The sequence below is a fragment of the Kluyvera fluvialis genome, from assembly GCF_059725275.1.
Genome location: NZ_AP046142.1, coordinates 2,294,850 through 2,319,138 on the forward strand (window position 1 = coordinate 2,294,850; position 24,289 = coordinate 2,319,138).

Annotated in this window: 23 protein-coding genes; 17 read left to right on the top strand and 6 right to left on the bottom strand. The window is 53.9% G+C overall.

What is annotated here, in order from left to right; translation table 11 throughout:
• Position 1 precedes the first annotated feature (1 nt).
• The 5 genes from sapD to pspF all read right to left on the bottom strand — a co-directional run bounded on the left by sapD (position 2) and on the right by pspF (position 5,579).
• The gene (gene sapD, locus AC6I4B_RS10965; RefSeq protein WP_497771632.1) at positions 2-994 is read right to left on the bottom strand and encodes a putrescine export ABC transporter ATP-binding protein SapD; all 993 of its coding nucleotides are present in this window, start codon (positions 992-994) and stop codon (positions 2-4) included.
• A complete protein-coding gene (gene sapC, locus AC6I4B_RS10970) occupies positions 994-1,884 on the bottom strand; it encodes a putrescine export ABC transporter permease SapC (protein WP_497771634.1) in 891 nt (296 codons plus the stop codon). Before sapC ends, sapD begins: the two co-directional genes overlap by 1 nt.
• Positions 1,871-2,836 carry a putrescine export ABC transporter permease SapB gene (sapB, locus tag AC6I4B_RS10975; RefSeq protein WP_497771635.1) on the bottom strand — a complete coding sequence of 322 codons (966 nt, stop codon included), beginning with the start codon at positions 2,834-2,836 and terminating at the stop codon, positions 1,871-1,873. Before sapB ends, sapC begins: the two co-directional genes overlap by 14 nt.
• The gene (gene sapA, locus AC6I4B_RS10980; RefSeq protein ID WP_497771637.1) at positions 2,833-4,482 is read right to left on the bottom strand and encodes an ABC transporter substrate-binding protein SapA; all 1,650 of its coding nucleotides are present in this window, start codon (positions 4,480-4,482) and stop codon (positions 2,833-2,835) included. The genes sapB and sapA overlap by 4 nt, the downstream gene beginning before the upstream one ends.
• A 122-nt stretch (positions 4,483-4,604) precedes the next feature.
• Entirely contained in the window at positions 4,605-5,579 is a 975-nt protein-coding gene (gene pspF / locus AC6I4B_RS10985; protein ID WP_497771639.1) for a phage shock protein operon transcriptional activator, read from the bottom strand.
• A gap of 167 nt (positions 5,580-5,746) precedes the next feature.
• On the opposite strand from pspF, the gene pspA reads away from it, so the two are divergent.
• The 15 genes from pspA to AC6I4B_RS11060 all read left to right on the top strand — a co-directional run bounded on the left by pspA (position 5,747) and on the right by AC6I4B_RS11060 (position 20,504).
• Entirely contained in the window at positions 5,747-6,415 is a 669-nt protein-coding gene (gene pspA, locus AC6I4B_RS10990) for a phage shock protein PspA (RefSeq protein ID WP_497771640.1), read from the top strand.
• 66 nt (positions 6,416-6,481) lie between these two features.
• The gene (gene pspB / locus AC6I4B_RS10995; protein ID WP_497771642.1) at positions 6,482-6,706 is read left to right on the top strand and encodes an envelope stress response membrane protein PspB; all 225 of its coding nucleotides are present in this window, start codon (positions 6,482-6,484) and stop codon (positions 6,704-6,706) included.
• Entirely contained in the window at positions 6,706-7,065 is a 360-nt protein-coding gene (gene pspC / locus AC6I4B_RS11000) for an envelope stress response membrane protein PspC (RefSeq protein WP_497771644.1), read from the top strand. The genes pspB and pspC overlap by 1 nt, the downstream gene beginning before the upstream one ends.
• A 14-nt stretch (positions 7,066-7,079) precedes the next feature.
• Positions 7,080-7,301 carry a phage shock protein PspD gene (pspD, locus tag AC6I4B_RS11005; protein ID WP_497772112.1) on the top strand — a complete coding sequence of 74 codons (222 nt, stop codon included), beginning with the start codon at positions 7,080-7,082 and terminating at the stop codon, positions 7,299-7,301.
• 326 nt (positions 7,302-7,627) lie between these two features.
• Positions 7,628-9,310, top strand: a complete 1,683-nt coding sequence (locus AC6I4B_RS11010) for a sugar phosphorylase (RefSeq protein ID WP_497771645.1) — start codon at positions 7,628-7,630, stop codon at positions 9,308-9,310.
• 13 nt (positions 9,311-9,323) lie between these two features.
• Positions 9,324-10,613, top strand: coding sequence for an ABC transporter substrate-binding protein (locus AC6I4B_RS11015; protein ID WP_497771647.1), 1,290 nt, complete (start codon positions 9,324-9,326; stop codon positions 10,611-10,613).
• A 20-nt stretch (positions 10,614-10,633) separates the two neighbouring features.
• Positions 10,634-11,515 carry a carbohydrate ABC transporter permease gene (locus tag AC6I4B_RS11020; protein WP_497771649.1) on the top strand — a complete coding sequence of 294 codons (882 nt, stop codon included), beginning with the start codon at positions 10,634-10,636 and terminating at the stop codon, positions 11,513-11,515.
• Positions 11,502-12,344, top strand: coding sequence for a carbohydrate ABC transporter permease (locus AC6I4B_RS11025; RefSeq protein WP_497771650.1), 843 nt, complete (start codon positions 11,502-11,504; stop codon positions 12,342-12,344). The genes AC6I4B_RS11020 and AC6I4B_RS11025 overlap by 14 nt, the downstream gene beginning before the upstream one ends.
• Before the next feature lie 28 nt (positions 12,345-12,372).
• Positions 12,373-13,425, top strand: coding sequence for a D-guloside 3-dehydrogenase (gene ycjQ, locus AC6I4B_RS11030; protein ID WP_497771652.1), 1,053 nt, complete (start codon positions 12,373-12,375; stop codon positions 13,423-13,425).
• Between the two features lie 16 nt (positions 13,426-13,441).
• The gene (ycjR, locus tag AC6I4B_RS11035; protein ID WP_497771654.1) at positions 13,442-14,230 is read left to right on the top strand and encodes a 3-dehydro-D-guloside 4-epimerase; all 789 of its coding nucleotides are present in this window, start codon (positions 13,442-13,444) and stop codon (positions 14,228-14,230) included.
• Between the two features lie 10 nt (positions 14,231-14,240).
• A complete protein-coding gene (ycjS, locus tag AC6I4B_RS11040; RefSeq protein WP_497771655.1) occupies positions 14,241-15,296 on the top strand; it encodes a D-glucoside 3-dehydrogenase in 1,056 nt (351 codons plus the stop codon).
• The gene (locus tag AC6I4B_RS11045; protein WP_497771657.1) at positions 15,293-17,569 is read left to right on the top strand and encodes a glycoside hydrolase family 65 protein; all 2,277 of its coding nucleotides are present in this window, start codon (positions 15,293-15,295) and stop codon (positions 17,567-17,569) included. Before ycjS ends, AC6I4B_RS11045 begins: the two co-directional genes overlap by 4 nt.
• Entirely contained in the window at positions 17,566-18,228 is a 663-nt protein-coding gene (gene pgmB / locus AC6I4B_RS11050; protein WP_497771659.1) for a beta-phosphoglucomutase, read from the top strand. Before AC6I4B_RS11045 ends, pgmB begins: the two co-directional genes overlap by 4 nt.
• 10 nt (positions 18,229-18,238) lie before the next feature.
• On the top strand, positions 18,239-19,318 hold the full coding sequence (locus AC6I4B_RS11055) for an ABC transporter ATP-binding protein (protein WP_497771660.1): 1,080 nt from the start codon (positions 18,239-18,241) through the stop codon (positions 19,316-19,318).
• Positions 19,319-19,592: 274 nt separating this feature from the next.
• Positions 19,593-20,504, top strand: coding sequence for an OmpG family monomeric porin (locus tag AC6I4B_RS11060; RefSeq protein ID WP_497771662.1), 912 nt, complete (start codon positions 19,593-19,595; stop codon positions 20,502-20,504).
• A gap of 30 nt (positions 20,505-20,534) precedes the next feature.
• On the opposite strand, the gene AC6I4B_RS11065 is transcribed toward AC6I4B_RS11060, so the two are convergent.
• The gene (locus AC6I4B_RS11065; protein WP_497771664.1) at positions 20,535-21,545 is read right to left on the bottom strand and encodes a LacI family DNA-binding transcriptional regulator; all 1,011 of its coding nucleotides are present in this window, start codon (positions 21,543-21,545) and stop codon (positions 20,535-20,537) included.
• 155 nt (positions 21,546-21,700) lie between these two features.
• Between AC6I4B_RS11065 and AC6I4B_RS11070 the strand changes: the two genes are divergently transcribed.
• Positions 21,701-23,098, top strand: a complete 1,398-nt coding sequence (locus AC6I4B_RS11070) for a YcjX family GTP-binding protein (protein ID WP_497771666.1) — start codon at positions 21,701-21,703, stop codon at positions 23,096-23,098.
• Positions 23,095-24,156, top strand: coding sequence for a TIGR01620 family protein (locus tag AC6I4B_RS11075; protein ID WP_497771667.1), 1,062 nt, complete (start codon positions 23,095-23,097; stop codon positions 24,154-24,156). Before AC6I4B_RS11070 ends, AC6I4B_RS11075 begins: the two co-directional genes overlap by 4 nt.
• Positions 24,157-24,289 lie beyond the last annotated feature (133 nt).

Below are 24,289 nucleotides of genomic sequence, written 5' to 3' on the forward strand. Positions count from 1 at the left end.
GTCACTCTTTCTCCATGTTCAGCGGGAAATGACAGGCGAACAGGTGGTTCTTCGCTCCCGTCAGACGCGGGGTTTCAATACATTTGCGTTGGGCATACGGGCAACGAGGCCCCAGGCGGCAGCCCATCGGCAGTTGCTCAAGCAGCGGAATCGCACCAGAAAGCGTATTCAGGCGGCTTTTATGCGGCATTGAGCGGCCAAAATCTGGGATCGCGCGGATTAACGCCTGGGTATACGGATGGTGCGGCGTCGTCACCAGCTCCTCGCTCGGCGCGCTTTCCACCGTCTGCCCGCAATACATCACGTTAATTTTGTCTGCCCAATGGGTCAGCATCTGCAAATCATGTGAAATCAGCAGGATAGTGGTGTTGTTATTCTGATTAAGCCCTGAAAGCAGACGGAAAATTTGCGCCTGCGTGGTCGGCTCCATCGCGTTGGTCGGCTCATCGGCAATCAGCAAACGCGGCTGGTTCGCCAGCGCGATGGCAATCATGACCTTTTGGCACTCGCCTTCGGTCAGCTCGTAGGGGAAGCTGCGCATCGCATCTTTGTGGTCTTTAATGCCGACACGGTGCAGTAGCTCAATGGCGCGACGTTTACGCCAGCCAAAGCGCTGCCACCAGCGGCCTTTAAACGTCCAGCCAGGGATGTTTTGCATTAACTGCTCGCCGACGCGCTCGGAGGGGTCAAGACACGACTGTGGCTCCTGGAAAATCATCGACACGTTATGACCGACCAGCTTGCGTCGCTCGCGGTTGGAGAGCCGGAGGAGGTCGATATCGTCAAATCGCATCCGGTCAGCGGTCACGCGCCAGTTATCTTTGGTGACGCCACAAATCGCTTTCGCAATTAAACTCTTACCGGAACCCGACTCACCGACCAGGCCGCGAATTTCGCCTTCTGCCAGCGTCATGCTGACGCGGTCAACCGCCTTGACCCAGCCTTCGCTGGTGTTGAATTCGATGGTTAAATTGCGGATATCAAGTAACGGCATTATTCCACCCCCGCATTAATCGCGCGGCGAATACCGTCGCCCAGCAGGTTAACCAGCAGCACGCTGACCATAATCGCCGCACCCGGTAACATGACCGTCCACGGAGCAACGTAAATAAGTTCCAGCGCGTCGCCCAGCATTGCGCCCCATTCAGGAGACGGCAGTTGTGCGCCCAAATCAAGAAAACCGAGGGCGGCGATATCGAGAATTGCCATCGACAGCGCGCGGGTAATTTCCGTCACCAGCCCAGCGGCGATATTAGGCAGGATCGCAAACCACAAAATATTGAGTGTGGTCGCGCCATCCAGGCGCGCGGCAATCACATAATCGCGTTCCAGTTCGTCGTGAACCATGCTGTAAATTGAGCGCACCATGCGCGGTAGCAGCGCCAGCCACACCGCGAACATCGCGTGTGACAGATGCGGCCCGGCAAACGCCACCACGATAATCGCCAGCAGCAGCGACGGAATCGACAGTAGGGTATCGAGAATATGGTTCAACACCGCTGAACGCAGGCCGTGAGTCGATCCCGCAAATGCCCCCAGTACGAGGCCAAATACCGTTGCCGCCAGCGTCACCAGAAACGCGCCGCCGACGGTAGGAGCCGCACCACTTAACAGGCGGCTTAACACATCGCGGCCTAAATCATCCGTGCCGAGGAAGAAAGAGACTTCGCCATAGCGCGACCACGATGGCGGCAGCAGTTGATATCCCAGGAATTGCTGATCGATACCATACGGCGCAAACCAGCTCCCGAGCACGCAGAGTAAAACCAGCCCGATACAGCCGTAAAATCCAATCATCGCGGTGGTATCGCCGTAGAATTTACGCCACACCGTGCGCAAGGCTCCCGGCGGACGTTTTTCAAGATAGACGCTATCGTAAGGCATACCATTCCTTATGTTTCAGCGGGTTAGCCATAGCACCCAAAATATCGGAGATCACGTTGACGATAATCACCAGCGCGCCAATCACCATCACTCCCGCCGAAATTGCGGCGTAGTCCTGTTGGCGAATGGCGTTAATCAGCCAGCGTCCCAGCCCCGGCCAGCTAAAGACCATTTCAGTGATCATCGCCAGCGTCAGCATGGTAGAAAATTGCAGCCCCAAACGCGGGATAACCGGCGGCAGGGCATTGTGCAGCACATGGCGGCGCAAAATGGTTAGCCGCGAAACACCGCGCGTGGCGGCGGCTTTTACATAGTTTGTGTCATAGACGGCGATAGTGCTGATGCGCATTAAACGCACCACTTCCGTCGTTGGCGCGACCGCCAGCGTCAGTACCGGCAGCACCATGTGGCGCAGGGCGCTGATGATCATTTCGTGACGCCACGGTGAATCAGAAAGCCAGGCATCAATCAGCGCAAAACCGGTCACGTTTTTCACTTCATACAGCAGGTCAAAACGTCCGGAAACCGGCAGCCAGCCCAGCGTCAGCGAGAAGAACAGCGTCAGTAGCAGCGCCAGCCAGAATACGGGAATAGAAAAGCCGAGCAGGGCAAAAAAGCTGATCATTTTGTCCTGCCATTTATTGCGCGTAATCCCCGCCAGCATCCCTACAGGAATGCCGACCAGCAGCGCGAAACCGAACGCCAGAATGCACAGCTCCATCGTGGCCGGAAACACTTCACGCACCTGTTCGGAAATCGACTGGCCGTTAATGCTGGACACGCCGAAATCCCAGTGCATAACGCTGTCGAACCAAAATGCCCACGCGTTCCACAACGAGGCGCCCTGGAGCGGCGCATGTGGGGTGAAGTAGTTCAGGCTGAAGCCGACGAAGGTCAGGAAAAAGAGCGTAACCAGCAGCAGCAACAGGCGACGGAGGGTGAAAATAATCATGGTTTCTGCACCTTCTGTTCTTTTTCCCGCGAAACACCGGCGAAAGAGGCGTTACCGAATGGGCTTAACACCAGCCCTTTCATATCGTAGCGATAGGCCTGGAGGCGCAGCGACGAGGCCAAAGGCAGAATCGGCAATTCGCGCGCCAGAATCTGCTGGGCTTCGTCGTAGGCATCAATACGCGACGCCAGTTGCTGCGAGTCCAGGGCTTTGCGTAGCACGTTATCAAACTCACGGTCGCACCAGTGGGCGAAGTTAGTTTGTGAGGTAATCGCCGCGCAGCTCAACAATGGACGGAAGAAGCTGTCTGGATCGTTACTGTCGGTCGCCCAGCCGGAAAGCGTCAGGTCATGGTTCATGTCCATCAAACGAGCCTCCTGGAAGCGGCCTTCTACCGGCACAATCACCACTTTTACGCCGATTTGCGCCATATCGGCCTGGATAAGCTCGGCGGTCTTTAATGGGCTTGGGTTCCACGCTTGCGAACTGGTCGGAACCCACAAGTGCAGCGTCATTTTCTCAAGGCCCAATGCTTTTAAGCGGCGACGGGCTTCAGCCGGATTGTATTCGGTAATTTTAGCCTCGTTATCGTAAGCCCAGGAGGCGCGAGGCAAAATTGAGGCGGCGGTTTCCGCAGTGCCGTAATAAATAGACTGCATCAGGCGCTGGTTATTAATCGCCAGCGACAGGGCATGACGCACTTCCGGTTTGTCCAGCGGCGGCTTATTGGTGTTAAACGCCAGATAGGCGATGTTCATGCCCGGGCGCAGCGTCAGGCGCAGACGCGGATCATCGCGCAGAATGCTGAGCTGGCTGGCGGCAGGCCAGGCCAGTACATCGCACTCGCCGGTTAACAGCTTCGACAAGCGCCCCGTACCGCCGGAGCCGAGATCCACGACCACCTGCGGCATCAGCGGCGTACCGCGCCAAAAGTGGGGATGCCGTTGCAGGCGAATATATTGCCCGGCCCGATACTCATCCAACTGGAATGGGCCAGTACCGACCGGTTGGCGGTCTAGCTGTTCCTGGCGGTCTTGCTGGCTGAGTTTGTCGGCGTACTCGGCGGACATTACCGGAGCGTAGTGGGTGGCCAGATGCCAGAGAAACGACGCATCAGGGCGATTCAGGCGGAACTCCACCGTGCGGTTATCGAGCTTGCGCACACTGCGTACGCTGTCGGCAAACTGCAAACTGTCGAAATAGGGGAATGCGCTGCCGTTAACGTTATGCCACGGATGATTGCGGTTAAAAATACGCTCGAAGGTAAACACCACATCGTCGGCATTTAACGCGCGGGTTGGCGTAAACCAGCGGGTGGTTTGGAACGACACATTGCTGCGCAAATGGAAGCGGTAGGTCGCGCCGTTGTCCAGCACTTCCCAGCTTTCCGCCAGCTCCGGCACTAAGCGATAGGTATAAGGATCGACGTCCAGCAGCCGGTCATAAAGCTGAGCGGCCAGGGTATCGACAATCAGCCCGCTGCCTGCTTTTTGCGGATTAAAGGTGTTGACCTGCCCACTGACACAGTAGACAAAGCCGCTGTCGCGAATGTCGGCATGAGGAGGGGCGAGCGGTTGCGGCGCTGCAATGGCATGGCCGCAAAGTAACCCCAACGCCGCCAGTAATGATGACAAATTCAGGCGCATAGTTTCGTTAATTTTTCGATTGATCTGCAAAGTGTATCGCACTTACGGCTACCAGGTACAAATCTCTGAAAGCAACTGCCTTAAAAGTCACCAGTTTTACCGGCTATTGGTGGCAAAGCGACCTAAAGCGAGTGCTTCTTCAACAACGCGCGTAGCTGGTGGTACGTCAGCCCCAGTAGCTCGGCGGCCTGTTTTTGGTTGAATTTAGCCTGTTGCAGGCTTTGCTGTAGCAGGCTTTTTTCTTGCTCCAGCTGGAAATGCCGCAAATTTAACGGCAGCGCGGGGGCAGCGACCGATGCCGATGGCTCTGGCGCGACGGCGGGTTGGCGATAAAACGGGTCGATAATAATGTCGTCCAACGGAATGTCACTGCTGCCGTGGCGATACATCGAACGCTCCACCACGTTTTTCAGTTCACGAATATTCCCCGGCCAGCGGTAGTTTAGCAGCGTGTCGCGGGCGCGGTCGGTAAACCCCGGGAACAGCGGCAGCTTTAGCTCACGGCACATCTGAATCGCGAAATGTTCAGCCATTAACATAATGTCGCTTTGGCGTTCACGCAGCGGCGGCAACAGCACCACATCAAAGGCCAGACGGTCGAGCAGGTCAGCACGAAACGTGCCATCTGCTACCCTCTGCGGCAAATCGGCGTTGGTCGCGCAGACTAAACGCACGTTGACCTGAAGCGGCTGGCTGCCGCCCACGCGCTCCAGCTCGCCGTATTCAATCACGCGTAGCAGCTTTTCCTGCACTAACATCGGGGCTGTAGCCAGTTCATCAAGAAACAGCGTGCCGCCATCGGCGCGCTCGAAACGCCCGGGGTGGCGCTTTTGGGCGCCGGTAAATGCGCCCGCTTCGTGACCGAATAGCTCTGAATCGAGCAGGTTTTCATTGAGCGCCGCGCAGTTCAGCGAGATAAATGGCCCCTGCCAGCAGGAAGAGAGGTAGTGCAGACGGTTGGCGATAAGCTCTTTCCCCGTGCCGCGTTCGCCGATAATCAGCACCGGTTTATTCAGCGGGGCGAGGCGGGAAACCTGCTCCAGCACCTCGATAAAACGGTTGGCCTCGCCGAGAAGCGTATCTTTGTAATCTGCCATGATGAAATTCGCCACTTGTTGGTGTAATTCGCCATTTTACTGTAGGTCTTTGGCGATGAAAAATCAATCACACCTTTAATAATCAATAAGATAAAAAGTTGGCACGGAAGTTGTAATAGTCTCTACGCAGGGCTAAGCCCGAAACACAGAACTATGAGGATTGAACAATGGGTATTTTTTCTCGTTTTGCCGACATCGTGAACGCCAACATCAACTCACTGCTGGAAAAAGCGGAAGACCCGCAAAAACTGGTGCGTTTGATGATCCAGGAGATGGAAGACACGCTGGTTGAAGTGCGTTCTACCTCTGCCCGTGCGCTGGCAGAAAAGAAAGATCTGACACGCCGCGTTGAAAAAGCGCTGGCACAGCAGATGGAATGGCAGGAGAAGGCCGAACTGGCGCTGCGTAAAGATAAAGAAGATCTGGCGCGTGCGGCACTGATCGAAAAACAGAAGTTGACCGACGTTATCGCGACGCTTGAGCATGAAGTGACGCTGGTGGATGAAACGCTGGCGCGGATGAAAAAAGAGATTGGTGAGCTGGAAAATAAACTGAGCGAAACCCGTGCTCGCCAGCAATCTTTGGCGCTGCGTCACCAGGCAGCGAGTTCATCACGCGATGTGCGCCGTCAACTGGACAGCGGTAAACTGGACGAAGCAATGGCGCGGTTTGAATCTTTCGAGCGTCGAATCGACCATATGGAAGCGGAAGCCGAAAGCCACCGCTTTGGTAAACAGCCGTCGCTTGACCAGCAGTTTGCTGAACTGAAAGCGGATGATGAAATCAGTGAACAACTGGCGGCGCTGAAAGCCAAAATGCAGCAAAGCGACCAATAACAAGTTTTCATCATCATTCCGGCGGCACGCGTTGGTGCCGCTGCTCATAAATCATAAGGAGTATCTATGAGCGCGCTTTTCCTCGGCATCCCGTTAACGTTGTTTGTGCTGTTTGTGTTGCCGATTTGGCTATGGCTGCACTACAGCAACCGTTCCCGCTCAGGTGAGCTTTCGCAGGGCGAGAAACAGCGGTTGTTACAACTGACCGATGACGCAAAGCGGATGCGCGAGCGTATTCAGGCGCTGGAAGCCATTCTTGATGCTGAGCATCCAAACTGGAGAGACAACTAATGGCGACACTGGATTTCAGTAAAAAACTGTGGCGCATCCCGCAACAAGGCATGGTGAAAGGGGTGTGCGCCGGGATTGCGCAATTCCTGGATGTACCGGTCAAACTGGTACGAATTATCACCGTACTGGCGATGGTTTTTGGGCTGTTTTTCTTTGTGCTGGTGGCCTACGTTATTCTGACTTTTGCCCTCGACCCGATGCCGGAAGGGGCGATGGATAACGGGCAACAGCCTACCAGCCGTGACCTGCTGGATGCGGTTGATGCTGAACTGGCAGCGGGCGAACAGCGCCTGCGCGAGATGGAGCGCTACGTGACATCGGATACTTTTTCCCTGCGTAGCCGCTTCCGTCAGCTCTGAAAACGAGGTGAATGATGAGCAATAAATGGCAACGGGCCGGTCAGAAAGTGAAGCCCGGTTTGAAAATCGTCGGCAAGCTCGCGCTGCTGACCGCACTCCGCTACGGCCCGGCGGGTGTCGCTGGCTGGGCGGTAAAATCCGTTGCCCGTCGGCCTTTAAAAATGTTGCTGGCGGTGGCGCTGGAACCGTTGCTCAATCGTATGGCCAATAAACTGGCGCAGCACTACAAGCGATAAACGGCGCTCGTCAATACAATGGTATTGATAATGCAAATGCATCTAAAGAAAATATTGGTATTGATATCTATCAGCGGCGTGCTCGACGCCGCTGATGAATCAACGCATCGTTAACAGGTGTTTGGCGCTGAACCCTTTCTTTTTATCCCACCATCGCATTAATCCACATTTTACCCTTTGAGTCATAATTTGCGGCAGCTCACAAATACGCATTTTGCACGCAAGGAATCTGTTTTTTTCCGCTGAATCGGCCTTTTACCACTATTGACAGTCTTTTTTACTGAGAGTAGCCTTTTCTCGTGGGACCGCTACCATGAGAAATCAACGTGAACGAAAAAATTCTTCAACTGCTTTCCGATGTGTATGGAAATACATTTTCAGAACAACATATCGCATCGCTTTTTTCTAATATTGAACAGGCCGAAAGAGTAATATCAAAAACGCGAAAACAGCAATGGGATGAGCGTGATGTGGTATTGATAACCTATGCTGACCAATTTCGTGGAGAGCAGGGGAAACCGCTAGCCGTTTTTAATGATGTGTACCAGAGATGGTTTTCCTCTGTTTTTTCACATGTCCATCTATTGCCTTTTTATCCGTGGTCCTCTGATGATGGCTTCTCAGTAAAAGATTATTATCAGGTAGACCCCAATAGTGGCGAGTGGGGAGATGTACAGGCGTTAAGTTCATCGGCAAAATTAATGTTCGACTTTGTTTGTAACCATATATCGGCTCACAGTGGATGGTTTAAGCAATATTTGAATCAGACGCCGGAATATAAAGATTTCTTTATTGAAATGGATCCCGCGACTGATTTAAGTGCGGTAACGCGACCGCGTGCGCTACCTCTGCTGACCCCCTTTACCCTGAAAGATGGCTCCGTTCGCTCACTGTGGACGACCTTCAGCGATGACCAGCTCGATCTCAACTATGCCTGCCCGGATGTGCTGCTGGCGATGGTGGATGTTCTGCTGCACTACCTCAAACAGGGCGCAGAGTATATCCGTCTGGATGCGGTGGGTTTTATGTGGAAAGAGCCGGGTACGAGCTGCATTCATCTGCAAAACACGCACCGTTTAATCAAACTCTTCCGCGCCATTGTAGAGCGCGTCGCGCCAGGCACGGTGATTATCACTGAAACCAATGTACCGCATAAAGATAACATCGCTTATTTCGGTAACGGCACTGATGAGGCTCACATGGTCTATCAGTTCTCACTGCCGCCGCTGGTGCTGCACTCGGTGCTGACCCAGGATGTCTCGGCGCTCTGCCAGTGGGGCGCAACATTGCAACTTCCTTCTGCGCAGACGACGTGGTTTAACTTCCTGGCCTCTCATGACGGCATTGGTTTGAACCCGCTGCGTGGCCTGCTGCCAGAAGAAGAGATCCTCTCTCTGGTGGACATGCTGCAACAGGAAGGTGCACTCGTTAACTGGAAGCAAAACCCGGATGGCAGTCGTAGCCCTTACGAAGTTAACGTCACGTATATGGACGCCCTTAATACGCAGAGCAGCAATGATGATGAGCGGTTACGGCGTTTTATTCTGGCTCACGCTATTTTGCTGAGCTTCCCTGGCGTTCCCGCTATTTATATCCAGAGTATTCTGGGTTCCCGTAATGATTATCTGGGCGTAGAGCGTTTGGGATATAATCGCGCAATTAACCGTGAAAAATATATCAGCGCCATGCTGGAGTCAGAATTGCAAGATGACGTTACGCTACGTCATAAAGTTTATCATTCGTTATCAGCTCTTATTAAACTTCGTCGCGGTTTAACCGCCTTTCATCCTGACAGCCAATTTTCAATACGTGCGCTTTCCTCGACGGTCATGCAAATAATTCGCCGCGCGGAGTCCGGCGAGGTGATAACCGCTTTATTTAATGTTAGTCGTAATAGTCAGTCTGTTTGTGTCGATATCACGGCGGGTGTGGATTTAATCTCTGGCGAGACGCTCTCCTCTGCTGAGATATTACTTCAACCGTGGCAGGTTATGTGGATTAAAAAATAACAAGGAACATCTAATGATTAAATCAAAAATCGTGCTGATATCAGCACTGGTTTCCTGCGCCCTGATTTCAGGGTGTAAAGAAGATAAAGCGAATGTCACCATTGAATTTATGCACTCGTCGGTTGAACAGGAGCGCCAGGCGATTATTAGCAAACTGATTACGCGTTTCGAAAAAGAAAACCCAGGGATTAGCGTAAAACAGGTTCCGGTTGAAGAGGACGCCTACAACACCAAAGTGATCACCTTGTCACGAAGCGGTTCGCTGCCGGAGGTGATTGAAACCAGCCATGACTACGCCAAAGTGATGGATAAAGAGCAATTGCTCGATCGGAAAGCGATTGAGAACGTGATTCGCGCGGTAGGCGAGCAACAATTTTATGACGGTGTGCTGCGTATCGTGCGCACGGAAGATGGCACGGCCTGGACGGGAGTGCCGGTCAGCGCCTGGATTGGCGGGATCTGGTATCGCAAAGATGTGCTGGCCAACGCTGGGCTGGCAGAGCCGAACAATTGGGCACAACTACTGGACGTGGCGCAGAAACTTAACGACCCGGTGCATAAGAAATATGGCATCGCGCTGCCGACGGCAGAAAGCGTGCTGACGGAACAGTCGTTCTCTCAGTTTGCGTTGTCAAACCAGGCCAACGTTTTTAACGCCGAAGGCCATATTACGCTCAATACGCCGGAGATGGCTCAGGCGCTGACCTATTACCGCGCTTTGGCGGCAAATACCATGCCTGGCTCTAACGACATCATGGAAGTCAAAGATGCCTTTATGAACGGCACTGCGCCGATGGCGATTTACTCCACCTACATTCTTCCGGCCGTCATTAAAGAAGGGGGGGCGAACAACGTCGGTTTTGTCGTACCAACGGAGAAAACATCAGCCGTCTACGGCATGTTGACCTCCCTCACCATTACCTCCGGGCAAGAGAGTGCCGAGACGCAAGCGGCTGAGAAGTTTGTCACTTTTATGGAGCAAGCCGAGAACATTGCCGACTGGGTGATGATGTCGCCGGGTGCGGCGCTGCCGGTCAATAAAGCGGTTGTCACCACCGCCACCTGGCAACAGAACGACGTGATTAAAGCGCTGGGTACGCTGCCAAATCAACTGATTGCTGAACTGCCGAATATCCAGGTGTTTGGTGCAGTGGGCGATAAAAACTTTACCCGCATGGGCGATGTCACAGGCTCCGGTATCGTGAGCTCGATGGTGCATAACGTGACGGTAGGGAAAGCCGACCTCGACAAAACAATCGCAGCGAGCCAGAAAAAACTGGATGAGCTGATTGAGCAGCAGTAATGGGGAAGTGGAAAGCCGTTATGAATAGGTTCTTTTCAGGTCGTTCCGATATGCCTTTGGCGATGCTATTGCTGGCACCGAGCCTGTTGCTGCTCGGTGGGCTGGTGGCCTGGCCGATGATTTCCAATATCGAAATCAGCTTTATGCGCCTGCCGCTGAATCCGCGTATCGAGTCTACCTTCGTCGGGATGAGTAACTATATCCGTATTCTCTCCGACCCTGGATTCTGGCACTCGTTGTGGATGACCGTTTGGTATACCGCGCTGGTGGTGGCGGGCAGTACGGTGCTTGGGCTGGGGGTGGCGATGTTTTTCAACCGTGAATTCCGGTTGCGGAAAACCGCGCGTTCGCTGGTGATCCTCTCCTACGTCACGCCGTCGATTTCGCTGGTCTTTGCCTGGAAGTATATGTTCAACAACGGCTACGGCATTGTGAACTATCTCGGTGTCGATCTCCTGCATCTCTACGATCGGGCGCCGCTGTGGTTCGATAATCCCAGTAGCAGCTTTGTCCTGGTGGTGCTGTTCGCCATCTGGCGTTACTTCCCGTATGCCTTTATCTCATTTCTGGCAATTTTGCAGACGATTGATAAATCGCTGTATGAGGCGGCTGAAATGGATGGTGCTAACGGCTGGCAACGTTTTCGGATTGTCACGCTGCCCGCCATTATGCCGGTGCTGGCAACCGTGTTGACGCTGCGCACCATCTGGATGTTCTACATGTTCGCTGATGTTTATCTGCTGACCACCAAAGTCGATATCCTCGGCGTCTATCTCTATAAAACCGCTTTTGCATTTAATGACTTAGGTAAGGCGGCGGCGATTTCCGTGGTGCTGTTTATCATTATTTTCGCGGTAATCCTGCTGACCAGAAAACGGGTGAACCTCAATGGCAACAAATAAGCGCAAGCTCGGACGTATCGGGTTTTATTGTGGGTTGAGCGTCTTTTTGCTGATCACACTGTTTCCTTTCTTCGTGATGCTGATGACCTCATTCAAAAGTGCGAAAGAGGCCATTTCGCTGCACCCGACGCTATTCCCGCAGGATTGGACGCTGGAGCACTACGTTGACATCTTTAACCCGGTGATCTTTCCCTTTGTGGACTATTTCCGCAACAGCCTGGTGGTGTCGGTCGTCTCTTCCGTGGTGGCGGTGTTCCTCGGTGTGCTGGGGGCTTATGCACTCTCGCGCCTGCGCTTTAAAGGGCGGATGACCATCAATGCCAGTTTCTACACGGTGTATATGTTCTCCGGCATTTTGCTGGTGGTTCCGCTGTTCAAAATTATTACTGCGCTTGGCATCTATGACACCGAGATGGCGCTCATCATCACGATGGTCACGCAAACGCTGCCAACCGCCGTGTTCATGCTGAAAAGCTATTTCGACACCATCCCGGATGAGATTGAAGAAGCGGCGATGATGGATGGCCTCAACCGCCTGCAAATCATCTTTCGCATCACCGTTCCGCTGGCGATATCGGGGCTGGTTTCGGTGTTTGTTTACTGCTTTATGGTGGCGTGGAATGACTATCTGTTTGCGTCAATTTTCCTCTCCAGCGCCAGCAATTTCACCCTGCCGGTTGGCCTGAACGCGCTGTTCAGTACGCCGGACTATATCTGGGGACGCATGATGGCCGCGTCGCTGGTGACGGCGCTGCCTGTCGTCATTATGTACGCGCTTTCCGAACGTTTTATTAAAAGTGGTTTGACCGCAGGTGGCGTGAAGGGCTAAGGCGGCCAGTTTAATCAAGGAGTTGTAAATGAAAAAGTTAGTGGCTACAGAACCGCGCGTCGCGGCGCTGGTGGAATATGAAGATCGCGCAGTGTTAGCTCACGAAGTGAAGATTCGAGTGCGCTACGGCGCGCCGAAACACGGCACTGAAGTGGTCGATTTTCGCGCTGCCAGCCCGTTTATTGATGAAGAGTTTAACGCCGACTGGCAGATGTTTTCGCCGCGCCCGGACGATGCGCCGCGTGGTATTGAGTTCGGTAAGTTCCAGCTCGGCAACATGGTGGTGGGCGACATTATTGAGTGCGGCGACCGCGTTACCGACTACGCCGTAGGCGATAGCGTCTGTGGTTATGGCCCATTGTCGGAAACGGTCATCATTAACGCCGTGGATAACTACAAGCTGCGCAAGATGCCGCAAGGCAGTAGCTGGAAGAACGCAGTGTGCTATGACCCCGCGCAGTTTGCGATGAGCGGCGTGCGCGATGCTAACGTTCGTGTTGGTGATTTTGTGGTCATTATCGGTTTAGGGGCGATTGGTCAAATCGCGGTGCAGTTGGCGAAAAAAGCGGGGGCGTCGGTAGTGATTGGCGTTGACCCGATAGCTCACCGTTGCGATATCGCCCGTCGTCACGGCGCGGATTTTTGTCTTAACCCAATCGGCACAGATGTTGGTAAAGAGATTAAAACGCTGACCGGCAAGCAGGGCGCTGATGTGATAATCGAAACCAGCGGCTATGCCGACGCGCTGCAATCGGCGCTGCGCGGCCTGGCCTACGGCGGCACTATCTCCTACGTCGCCTTCGCCAAACCGTTTGCCGAAGGCTTCAACCTCGGTCGCGAAGCGCATTTTAACAACGCCAAAATCGTCTTCTCCCGCGCCTGTAGCGAACCGAACCCAGACTATCCGCGCTGGAGCCGCAAGCGTATTGAAGAAACCTGCTGGGAATTACTGATGAACGGTTATCTCAATTGTGACGCGCTGATAGACCCCGTAGTGACCTTCGCCAGCAGCCCGGAAAGCTACATGCAGTACGTTGACCGTCACCCGGAACAGAGCATCAAAATGGGCGTCACGTTTTAATCAAAGGAATGAACAGATGAAAATTGGTACACAGAATCAGGCTTTTTTCCCAGAAAACATTCTGGATAAATTTCGTTATATCAAAGAGATGGGCTTCGATGGTTTTGAAATCGACGGCAAACTGCTGGTCAATAATATCGCTGAAGTGAAAGCGGCAATCAAAGAGACAGGATTGCCCGTCACCACTGCCTGTGGCGGCTATGATGGCTGGATTGGCGATTTTATTGAAGAGCGCCGCCTGAACGGCCTTGCGCAGATTGAACGCATTCTCGAAGCGTTGGCGGAAGTAGGCGGCAAAGGCATTATCGTCCCGGCGGCGTGGGGCATGTTTACCTTCCGCTTGCCGCCGATGACCTCGCCGCGCAGCCTGGAGGGCGACCGCAAAGCGGTGAGCGAATCGCTGCGTTATCTCGATAAGGTTGCCGAACGTACCGGAACCGTCGTCTACCTGGAGCCGCTCAACCGCTACCAGGATCATATGATCAACACCCTGGCCGATGCCCGCCGCTATATCGTGGAAAACGATCTGAAACAGGTGCAGATCATCGGTGATTTTTATCACATGAATATCGAAGAAGACGATATGGCGCAGGCGCTGCACGATAATCGTGACCTGCTGGGGCATGTGCATATCGCGGATAACCATCGTTACCAGCCAGGTAGCGGCACGCTGAATTTCAGCGAGCTATTTGACCAGTTGCGCGACGATAATTACCAGGGCTACGTGGTGTACGAAGGGCGGGTACGGGCCGAAAACCTGGCCGCAGCCTACCGCCAGTCGTTGGCCTGGCTGCGTACTTGTTAAGAGGATTGCCGTGAAAAGTGCAATGACAAGCTCTCCGCTACAGGTCGCGATTATTGGCGCCGGTCAGGTGGCGGATAAAGTTCATGCTTCGTACTACTGCACCCGCGACGACCTGGAACTGGTGGCTGTCTGTGACAGCCGCCGGTCACAGGCGCAGGCGCTTGCAGAGAAATACGGTAATGCCTCGGTCTGGGACAATCCGCAGGCGATGCTACAGGCGGTGAAACCCGATGTGGTGAGCGTCTGTTCGCCCAACCGTTTTCATTTTGAGCATACCTTGATGGCGCTGGAGGCTGGGTGTCATGTGATGTGCGAAAAGCCGCCAGCGATGACGCCGGAGCAGGCGCTGGAAATGTGCCAGACCGCGCGTCGCGTGGGCAAAGTGCTGGCCTACGATTTTCACCATCGTTTCGCTCTTGATACGCAACTGCTGCGCGAACAGGTGGCATCGAACGTGCTGGGGGAGGTCTACGTCACTCAGGCCAAAGCCTTACGCCGCTGCGGTGTGCCGGGTTGGGGCGTCTTTACGAATAAAGAGTTGCAAGGTGGTGGCCCGCTTATCGATATCGGTATCCATATGCTTGATGCCGCAATGTATGTACTGGGCTTCCCGCAGGTGAAACGGGTTCACGCCCACAGCTTTCAGAAGATTGGGACGCGTAAAAACCGGGGTCAGTTTGGTGAGTGGGATCCGGCGAGCTATACCGTTGAAGATGCGCTGTTTGGCACGATTGAGTTCCAGAGCGGCGGCATTTTGCGCCTCGAAACCTCTTTTGCGCTCAATATCCCTGAACAGTCGATTATGAACGTCAGCTTTTGCGGCGATAAAGCCGGGGCGACGCTATTTCCCGCGCAGGTCTATAGCGACAACGACGGGGAGTTGGTGATGCTGCGACAGCGTGAACAGGCCGACGATCAACGTCATTTCCGCAGCATGGATGCTTTTGTTAACCATGTGCAGGGCGCGCCCGTGATGATTGCCGATGCCGAGCAGGGATACGTTATCCAGCAACTGGTATCGGCGCTGTATCAATCCGCAGAAACAGGGACTTATGTGGAACTATGACTAAACCTGTAATGTTATCTGACCCTGTTTTTTGCCCGCATAGCCTGGACAAATATGCTTCGCTGATGACGGTGGGCAACGGTTATTTAGGCGTTCGCGGCACACACGAAGAGGCGTATACCCAGCAAACCCGTGGGATGTATCTGGCTGGGCTATATCACCGGGCGGGCAAAGATGAAATTAACGAACTGGTTAACCTGCCGGATGTGGTGGGCGCAGAAATCACCCTGAACGGCGAGATCTTCTCTCTGGCCAGCGGCACGATTGAAAGCTGGCAGCGCGAGCTGGATCTGGCCTGTGGCGAACTCCGTCGCTGCCTGGTGTGGCGGGCGGAAAGCGGGGCGCGCTTTATGATTGACAGCCGCCGCTTTGTCTCGGCAGAAAAACTGCCGTTGCTGGCGATGGAGATTGCCATCACGCCGCTGGATTCTGATGCCAGCATTGCTATCGTCACGGGCATTGATGCCACGATAACCAATCATGGCCGCCAGCACATCGACGAGACTCAGATCCGGCGGTTTGGGCAACACCTGTTACAGGGCGTCTATACCACTCAGGACGGGCGAAACGATATCGCCATCACCACTTTCAGCAGCATGAGCGGTGAAGCGCCGTGCAGTGTTTCCGCCAAAGAACGCCGCCTGATGCAGCATAACCGCACGCGAGTCCGCGCGGGCGAACGGGTCACGCTGCAAAAACTGGCCTGGGTGACCTGGCGCTCAGAGCGCGATAGCTCGCTGGAACACTGGAGCGGTGAATCGCGCCAACAGATTGAGGAATGTGCGCAACAGGGATATGAGACGCTGCGCGCGGCATCGGTGAAAAACTGGCGTGGCTGGTGGCAACGGCGGCGTGTGGAAGTGAACAGCGTCGATGCCGCTGACCAGCGGGCGCTGGATTTTGTGCTTTATCATTTGCGTGTGATGACGCCGGTACACGACGAACGCAGCAGTATCGCGGCGAAAGGAATGACAGGAGAGGGCTATAAAGGCCACGTATTCTGGGATACCGAAGTTTTCTTGCTGCCGTTTCATCTCTTTACCGAGCCGACTATCGCCAGAAGTTTGCTCCGTTATCGTTGGCATAATTTGCCCGGCGCGCAGGAGAAAGCCCGACGGCACGGTTGGCAAGGGGCGCTGTTTCCCTGGGAGAGCGCTCGCAGCGGCGAGGAAGAAACGCCTGAATTTGCCGCAATGAATATCCGCACTGGGATGCGGCAAAAAGTGGCATCTGCACAGGCAGAACACCATCTGGTGGCGGATATCGCGTGGGCGGTAGTGAACTACTGGCACGCAACGGGCGATCGCCATTTTATGTCCCATGAAGGGCTGACGCTGCTGCTGGAAACGGCAAAATTCTGGCTAAGCTGGGCGGTTGTGGTGAATGACCGTCTGGAGATCCACGATGTAATAGGCCCGGATGAGTATACCGAGCATATCAATAATAATGCCTTCACCAACTACATGGCGTATTACAACGTCGAACAGGCGCTCTATTTTGCCCGCCTGTACGGCAGCACCGATGATGCTTTTATGCAACGTGCGGCGGAGTTCTTACAGCGTCTTTGGCTGCCGGATATTCAGCCTGATGGCGTACTGCCGCAGGATGATTCCTTCCTCAGGAAACCAGTTATCGACCTGGCGAAATATAAAGCGCAGGCGGGTAAGCAGAGCATTCTGCTCGATTATTCGCGGGCGGAAGTCAATGACATGCAGATCCTCAAGCAGGCAGATGTGGTGATGCTGACCTATATGCGGCCTGAGTGCTTCAGCCAGGAGACATGTCTGGCGAACCTGCGCTTTTATGAACCCCGGACGATCCACGACTCCTCGCTGAGTCAGGCTATCCACGGCATTGTGGCAACGCGCTGCGGCGATCCTGCGCTGGGGTATCAGTTCTGGCATGGGGGGCGGCAAATCGATCTCGGCGATGATCCCCATAGCAGCGACGACGGCATTCATGCGGCGGCAACCGGGGCCATCTGGCTGGGGGCTATCCAGGGGTTTGCTGGGGTCTGCGTGCGTGATGGCGAACTGCATCTGGCACCTTCATTACCGCCCCAGTGGCAGCGTCTTCGTTTTCCGCTGTGCTGGCAGGGAAGGTCGCTCGACATCACGGTGGAGCGCGAACAGATCGCGATTCGGAGTTCCGCCCCCGTCAAGCTATGGCTCAATGGGCAGCCGAAAACCGTCACGGAGGCCGCTCTGTTTCGTCTCGACGATGTTATTTCGCCCTCTTATGGGACCGCTACCACATACAAGGATAGCGAATGAAACCTCAGGCTATTATCTTCGACCTCGATGGCGTCATCACCGACACGGCGCACCTTCACTTTCTGGCCTGGCGGGAAATTGCACAAGAGATAGGGATTGATATTGATGTGCGGTTCAACGAGAGCCTGAAAGGTATCAGTCGCGGTGAATCATTGCGCCGTATTCTGCAACATGGCGGGAAAGAAGGGGCATACAGCCCGCAGGCATGTGCAGAGTTGGCGTTGCGTAAAAATGCCCTTTACGTTCGTACTTTGCGCCAGTTGAACGCCGACTCGGTACTGCCGGGGATCCGCGAACTGCTTGTGGCACTGCGCGAGCAGCGGATCCCGTGCGGGCTGGCCTCGGTGTCACTCAATGCCCCCGCGATTTTGCAGGCGCTGGAGCTGACAGGCTTTTTCACATTTTGCGCCGATGCAGCACAAATCACCCGCTCTAAGCCTGACCCGGAAATTTTCCTCGCCGCTTGCAAAGGGCTTGGGGTGAACCCCGCGAGCTGTATCGGAATTGAAGATGCTCAGGCGGGAGTCGAGGCCATCAACGCCAGCGGCATGTTATCGGTGGCGATTGGGGCAGGGCTTCACGGCGCGGATCTCCATCTTCCGGCAACAAAATATCTGACGTGGCCGTGTTTATCGGCTTTCTGGCTAGAGGCAAAGTAAGGGAATCAACATGGCACAGCTTTCGCTGCAACATATTCAAAAAATATATGATAACCAGGTTCACGTAGTTAAAGATTTCAACCTGGAGATCGAAGACAAAGAGTTCATCGTTTTTGTCGGGCCGTCCGGCTGCGGTAAATCCACCACGCTGCGGATGATTGCCGGGCTTGAGGAGATAAGCGCCGGTGAACTGCTGATTGACGGTAAACGGATGAACGATGTTCCGGCAAAAGCGCGCAACATCGCGATGGTCTTTCAGAACTACGCGCTGTATCCGCATATGACGGTATACGACAATATGGCGTTTGGCCTGAAAATGCAGAAGATTGACCGCGCGGTGATTGATGAGCGCGTGAACTGGGCGGCGCAAATACTTGGCCTGCGTGAATATCTCAAGCGGAAACCTGGCGCGCTTTCCGGCGGCCAGCGCCAGCGAGTTGCGCTGGGGCGTGCGATTGTCCGTGAAGCGGGCGTGTTCTTGATGGATGAACCGCTGTCCAACCTTGACGCCAAGCTCCGTGTGCAGATGCGCGCGGAGATAAGCAAGCTGCATCAAAAGCTGAACACCACCATGATCTACGTAACCCACGATCAGACGGAAGCCATGACCATGGCAACGCGGATCGTCATCATGAAAGACGGGATTGTGCAGCAGGTCGGGGCGCCGAAAACGGTTTATAATCATCCGGCGAATATGTTTGTCGCCGGTTTTATTGGTTCACCAGCCATGAACTTTATTCGCGGCGTTATTGACGGAAACCAGTTTGTAACGGAAACCCTTAAATTAACCATCCCGCAAGAGAAGCTCACGGCGTTAAAAGCCCAGCGGGATCACCACCAGGCCGTTATTTTTGGCATTCGCCCGGAAGATATTCATCCAGAACTACAGCATGAAAATAGCGTTGCCGCCAAAATTAGCGTTGCGGAGTTAACCGGCGCTGAATTTATGCTTTACACCACGGTCGGCGGACATGAATTAGTCGTTCGCGCTGGGGCAATTAATGACTATTACGCAGGAGATAATATTACTATCCATTTTGATATGGCTAAAAGCCATTTCTTTGACGCAGAAACGGAAGTCGCTATTTGACACTCAATTCAAGATGCGGGTGATATTGCCGGATGGCGCTGCGCTTATCCGGCCTACGGGCTGGTTGGGTTGTAGGCCTGATAAGGCGAAAGCCGCCATCAGGCGTTGCGATGATATTACCGGATGGTTGTAGGCCTGATAAGGCGTAAGCCGCCATCAGGCATTGCGGTGAAATAACCGGATGACGCTGTGCTTATCCGGCCTGCAACTAATATCAATGCACTTTAAAACATGACGAATATAAATCCGTATATTTATTTTAATAAGGAATAAAATGAAAAGATTACTACCCTGTGCCGCGCTGGCCATGAGCGCGGGTATTGCCTGTGCGCAGGCGGCAGAAAATAACGACTGGAAATTTAATATCGGTGCGATGTATGAAATAGAAAACGTCGAAAGCCAGTCTGAAGATATGGACGGTTTATATGAACCTTCTGTTTGGTTTAATGCCTCTTATGGCGCGTGGCGAGTTGCCGTCGCTTATTATCAGGAAGGCCCCGTTGATTATAGCAGCGGTTCTCGAGGATCATGGTTTGATCGTCCTGAGCTGGAAGTGCGTTATCAGTTTATTGATAGCGATGCCTTCTCTTTGGGGTTAACCGGCGGGTTCCGCAATTATGGCTACCATTTTGAAGATGACCGTGGTGATGACGCCGGAACCGCCAATATGCAGCGCTGGAAAATTCAGCCTGACTGGAACCTGCGCCTGAGTGATGACTGGCGTTTTGGCGGCTGGCTATCGCTTTATCAGTTTGCTAACGATCTGGATGAAACCGGCTATGCGGATAGCCGCGTCGAAACGGAAACCGGCTTTACCTGGACAATTAACGATACCTTCTCGGTGGTGGCTAACTACTACCTGGAGCGTGGGTTTAATATGGATTCGTCACGTAATAACGGTGAATTTTCCACTCAGGAACTGCGGGCATATCTGCCTATTGCACTGGGAAACACCACCTTGACGCCCTATACGCGTATCGGCCTGGATCGCTGGTCTAACTGGGACTGGCAGGATGATATCGAGCGCGAAGGCCACGATTTTAACCGCGTGGGGATGCTGTACGCCTATGATTTCCAGAATGGTGTCTCAATGACGCTGGAGTACGCGTTCGAGTGGCAACATCATGACGAAGGCGCAAATGACAAATTCCACTACGCTGGAGTGGGAGTCAACTACGCCTTCTGATCGAATCAGGGATACGACGGTATCCCTGTTTTAACGCGGATTGTCGGGTAATGAAATATGTGTAGCGATCGTCATATTTTGTACCGCGACTTTCCCGGCGATAAGTTCAAACAAAAGTGTGCAACTCTGTTCGCCTAATTCTCGCGTTGGGATATCGATACTGCCTGGCGGCGGTGACAAAATAAAAGAAAGCATTTCATTGCTATATCCGACAACGGCAACCTGCTGCGGAATATTGATATTTTTTTCAGCCGCTGCACGATACAAACTCATCAGTTTTAAGCTATCGGTTGCAAATACGGCATCAGGCAGTGGTGACTGGCTGAATAATTTCCTGGCAGCGGCTAATGCGCTCTCATGGGTATAGCCGCCATCAATCACCCAATCCTGATTCAGCGTCAGATGATGTTTATTCAGGCTCTGTTTATAGCCGTTAACCCGATCAATAGAAACATGATAATCCAGCGGTGCATGTAAACAGGCGATCCGCCGCCGCCCGTTATCAATTAGCGCATCGGTTAATGCGATGCTGTCCTGATAATTATCGGTATCAACAGAATAGACGTAGTTGTATTTCCCTTCGACTTTACCGATTACCACCACCGGAATACCGTATTTATCCAGCTGGGCAAAAAAAGACTCATCGGCAGGGGAACTCAACATAATGATCCCCTTGACCATTTTTTGCCTGATTTTATTTTCACATTTTTGCAAATCATCAGCCGTACTACGGGAGGTTTGTAATATTACGTCAAACCCTTTTTCTTCCGCCTTAGCCGTAATGGCGTGTAACACTTCAGAGAAAAAAGGATTTCCGGTTGTGGTTTTTGCCGAACGGGTTGAAATGACCATAATGGCGTCAAACCCGGAGGAGGTCAGGGCGCGAGCAAGTTTATTTGGCTGGTATTGTAATTCTTCAATAGCGCGTAAAACTTTTTCCTTCGCTTCTGGTGATATGTTTGTTTGCTGATTCAGCACTCGCGATACTGTCGATTTTGAAACACCGGCGACGCGTGCGATATCGTATATAGTAGGAGACATATACTGGTGGCTCTGTCCGAGAGTGAATTACACTCTATCTTATGGAGTTACCTCGCGGATGACAACATGAGGTAGTTGATAACCAACAACCTGACCCCATTACTATCAACAGTCTGTACATCTTTAAGCGCTCTTTAGGGCATCACAGGACCGCAATGAAGCGACTCAAAAATGAACTTAATGCGCTGGTCAACCGTGGTGTTGACCGCCATCTTCGTATTGCCGTGACGGGCCTCAGCCGCAGCGGCAAAACGGCTTTTATCACCGGCATGGTGAATCAACTACTGAATATTCACACCGGTGCGCGGTTGCCGTTGCTCAGCGTAGTGAGGGAAGAGCGCCTGCTGGGGGTGAAACGGATACCCCAACGCGATCTCGGTGTTCCCCGTTTTACCTACGACGAAGGGCTGGCACAACTGTACGGGCAGCCTCCGGCCTGGCCGACGCCCACACGTGGTGTTAGCGAGATTCGCCTTGCGTTGCGCTATAAATCGACCGACTCCCTACTACGTCATTTTAAAGACACTTCGACGCTATATCTGGAAATTGTTGATTACCCAGGTGAATGGCTGCTCGACCTGCCGATGCTCAATCAGGATTATTTAAGCTGGTCACGCCAGATGACCGGGCTGCTGAACGGGCAGCGTGAGGAATGGTCGGCAAGATGGCGACAGCTTTGCGAAGGGCTAGACCCGCTTGCTCCCGCAGATGAAAACCGGCTGGCGGAGATTGCCGAGGCCTGGACTGATTATCTGCACCAGTGCAAAAAACAGGGGCTGCATTTTATTCAGCCGGGGCGCTTTGTGCTACCGGGCGAGCTGGCCGGTGCGCCCGCGCTGCAATTTTTCCCGTGGCCGGATGTTGATGCCATTGGCGAAAGCAAGCTGGCTCAGGCAGATAAACACAGCAATGCGGGCATGTTGCGTGAGCGCTTTAACTACTACTGCGAAAAAGTGGTGAAGGGCTTTTATAAAGAGCACTTCCTGCGTTTCGACCGCCAGATTGTGCTGGTGGACTGCTTGCAACCGCTCAACAGCGGGCCGCAGGCGTTCAATGATATGCGCCTTGCATTGACGCAACTGATGCATAGCTTCCACTACGGCCAGCGCACGCTGTTCCGCCGCCTGTTTTCTCCGGTTATCGACAAACTGCTGTTTGCGGCGACCAAAGCCGATCATGTCACGATCGATCAGCACGGCAATATGGTGTCGCTGCTGCAACAGTTGATTCAGGATGCGTGGCAAAATGCGGCCTTTGAAGGTATCGCTATGGATTGCCTGGGGGTGGCCTCGGTGCAGGCGACCCAAAGCGGCCTGATTGAGGTGAACGGCGAGAAAATTCCTGCGCTACGCGGCCACCGTTTGGCCGACGGACAGCCGTTAACCGTCTATCCGGGGGAAGTGCCAGCGCGTCTGCCGGGGCAAGCGTTCTGGGATAAACAGGGGTTTCAGTTTGAAGCGTTCCGCCCCCAGACGATGGATGTAGACCAGCCGTTGCCGCATATTCGCCTGGATGCTGCGCTGGAGTTCTTGATTGGAGATAAATTGCGATGACCGAGTCATTCAAACCACGGATAGATTTTGCTGGCCCGCTTGACGAGGCAAAAGACCAACAGTTGAAAACCGCGTTAGCGTTTGAAGGTGAGACGGCGGAGAAATTCGCCCCGGTTATGGCTGACGATGAACCCGAACCAGAAGGGCAGGCGGAAGCCGCCGTGGATGCGGCGCTGCGCCCGAAACGCAGCCTGTGGCGTAAAATGGTGACCGCAGGGCTAACGCTGTTTGGTTTTAGCGTTGTCGCTCAGGGTGTGCAGTGGACGATGAACGCCTGGCAAACGCAGGACTGGGCTGCACTGGGCGGATGTGCCGCCGGTGCGCTGATTGTGGGTGCGGGCGTCGGTTCAGTGGCTACCGAGTGGCGCAGGCTGTGGCGTTTACGCCAGCGTGCGCAAGAGCGTGATGAAGCGCGTGTGCTGATGCACAGCCACGGCGTTGGTAAGGCTCGCGCTTTCTGCGAAGGGCTGGCGCGCCAGGCCGGGCTGGATAACGCTCATCCGGCGCTGCAACGCTGGTATGCGGCCATCCATGAAACGCAAAACGATCGTGAAGTGGTCAGCCTGTATGCGCATCTGGTGCAACCGGTGCTAGATGCCCAGGCGCGGCGTGAAATCAGCCGCTCTGCGGCGGAATCAACCTTGATGATTGCCGTTAGCCCGCTGGCGCTGGTGGATATGGGCTTTATCGCCTGGCGTAACCTGCGTTTGATTAACCGTATCGCTAACCTCTACGGCATTGAGCTGGGTTATTACAGCCGTCTGCGTCTGTTCCGCCTGGTGCTGATTAACATCGCTTTTGCTGGTGCGAGTGAACTGGTGCGTGAAGTCGGGATGGACTGGATGTCGCAGGATCTCGCCGCCCGCTTGTCAACGCGCGCCGCGCAGGGCATTGGCGCGGGTCTGCTGACTGCCCGCTTAGGGATCAAAGCGATGGAGCTGTGCCGCCCGTTGCCGTGGATCGATAACGACAAACCCCGGTTGGGCGATTTCCGCCGTGAGCTGATTGGGCAGTTAAAAGAGACTATCCAGAAAGGCAAAAAAGATAAAGACGCCTAACAAGTAGGCCGGATAAGGCGCGCAAGCGCCGCCATCCGGCACGGTTGCCGCCATTGCCCGATGGCGTGGGTTTGTCGGTCGGATAAGGCGTTTATGCCGCCATCCGGTAATCTGCGCCGTTTTGCCTGATGGC

Bases quoted from the DNA above. Each gene is read 5' to 3' on its own strand.
- AC6I4B_RS11055 (WP_497771660.1), top strand. From the start codon at position 18,239: ATGGCACAGCTTTCGCTGCAACATATTCAAAAAATATATGATAACCAG.
- ycjQ (WP_497771652.1), top strand. From the start codon at position 12,373: ATGAAAAAGTTAGTGGCTACAGAACCGCGCGTCGCGGCGCTGGTGGAA.
- sapC (WP_497771634.1), bottom strand. From the start codon at position 1,884: ATGCCTTACGATAGCGTCTATCTTGAAAAACGTCCGCCGGGAGCCTTG.
- AC6I4B_RS11025 (WP_497771650.1), top strand. From the start codon at position 11,502: ATGGCAACAAATAAGCGCAAGCTCGGACGTATCGGGTTTTATTGTGGG.
- AC6I4B_RS11075 (WP_497771667.1), top strand. From the start codon at position 23,095: ATGACCGAGTCATTCAAACCACGGATAGATTTTGCTGGCCCGCTTGAC.
- pspD (WP_497772112.1), top strand. From the start codon at position 7,080: ATGAGCAATAAATGGCAACGGGCCGGTCAGAAAGTGAAGCCCGGTTTG.
- AC6I4B_RS11015 (WP_497771647.1), top strand. From the start codon at position 9,324: ATGATTAAATCAAAAATCGTGCTGATATCAGCACTGGTTTCCTGCGCC.
- pspA (WP_497771640.1), top strand. From the start codon at position 5,747: ATGGGTATTTTTTCTCGTTTTGCCGACATCGTGAACGCCAACATCAAC.
- AC6I4B_RS11020 (WP_497771649.1), top strand. From the start codon at position 10,634: ATGAATAGGTTCTTTTCAGGTCGTTCCGATATGCCTTTGGCGATGCTA.
- ycjR (WP_497771654.1), top strand. From the start codon at position 13,442: ATGAAAATTGGTACACAGAATCAGGCTTTTTTCCCAGAAAACATTCTG.
- AC6I4B_RS11070 (WP_497771666.1), top strand. From the start codon at position 21,701: ATGAAGCGACTCAAAAATGAACTTAATGCGCTGGTCAACCGTGGTGTT.
- AC6I4B_RS11045 (WP_497771657.1), top strand. From the start codon at position 15,293: ATGACTAAACCTGTAATGTTATCTGACCCTGTTTTTTGCCCGCATAGC.
- sapD (WP_497771632.1), bottom strand. From the start codon at position 994: ATGCCGTTACTTGATATCCGCAATTTAACCATCGAATTCAACACCAGC.
- pspB (WP_497771642.1), top strand. From the start codon at position 6,482: ATGAGCGCGCTTTTCCTCGGCATCCCGTTAACGTTGTTTGTGCTGTTT.
- sapA (WP_497771637.1), bottom strand. From the start codon at position 4,482: ATGCGCCTGAATTTGTCATCATTACTGGCGGCGTTGGGGTTACTTTGC.
- pspF (WP_497771639.1), bottom strand. From the start codon at position 5,579: ATGGCAGATTACAAAGATACGCTTCTCGGCGAGGCCAACCGTTTTATC.
- pgmB (WP_497771659.1), top strand. From the start codon at position 17,566: ATGAAACCTCAGGCTATTATCTTCGACCTCGATGGCGTCATCACCGAC.
- AC6I4B_RS11065 (WP_497771664.1), bottom strand. From the start codon at position 21,545: ATGTCTCCTACTATATACGATATCGCACGCGTCGCCGGTGTTTCAAAA.
- sapB (WP_497771635.1), bottom strand. From the start codon at position 2,836: ATGATTATTTTCACCCTCCGTCGCCTGTTGCTGCTGCTGGTTACGCTC.
- pspC (WP_497771644.1), top strand. From the start codon at position 6,706: ATGGCGACACTGGATTTCAGTAAAAAACTGTGGCGCATCCCGCAACAA.
- AC6I4B_RS11060 (WP_497771662.1), top strand. From the start codon at position 19,593: ATGAAAAGATTACTACCCTGTGCCGCGCTGGCCATGAGCGCGGGTATT.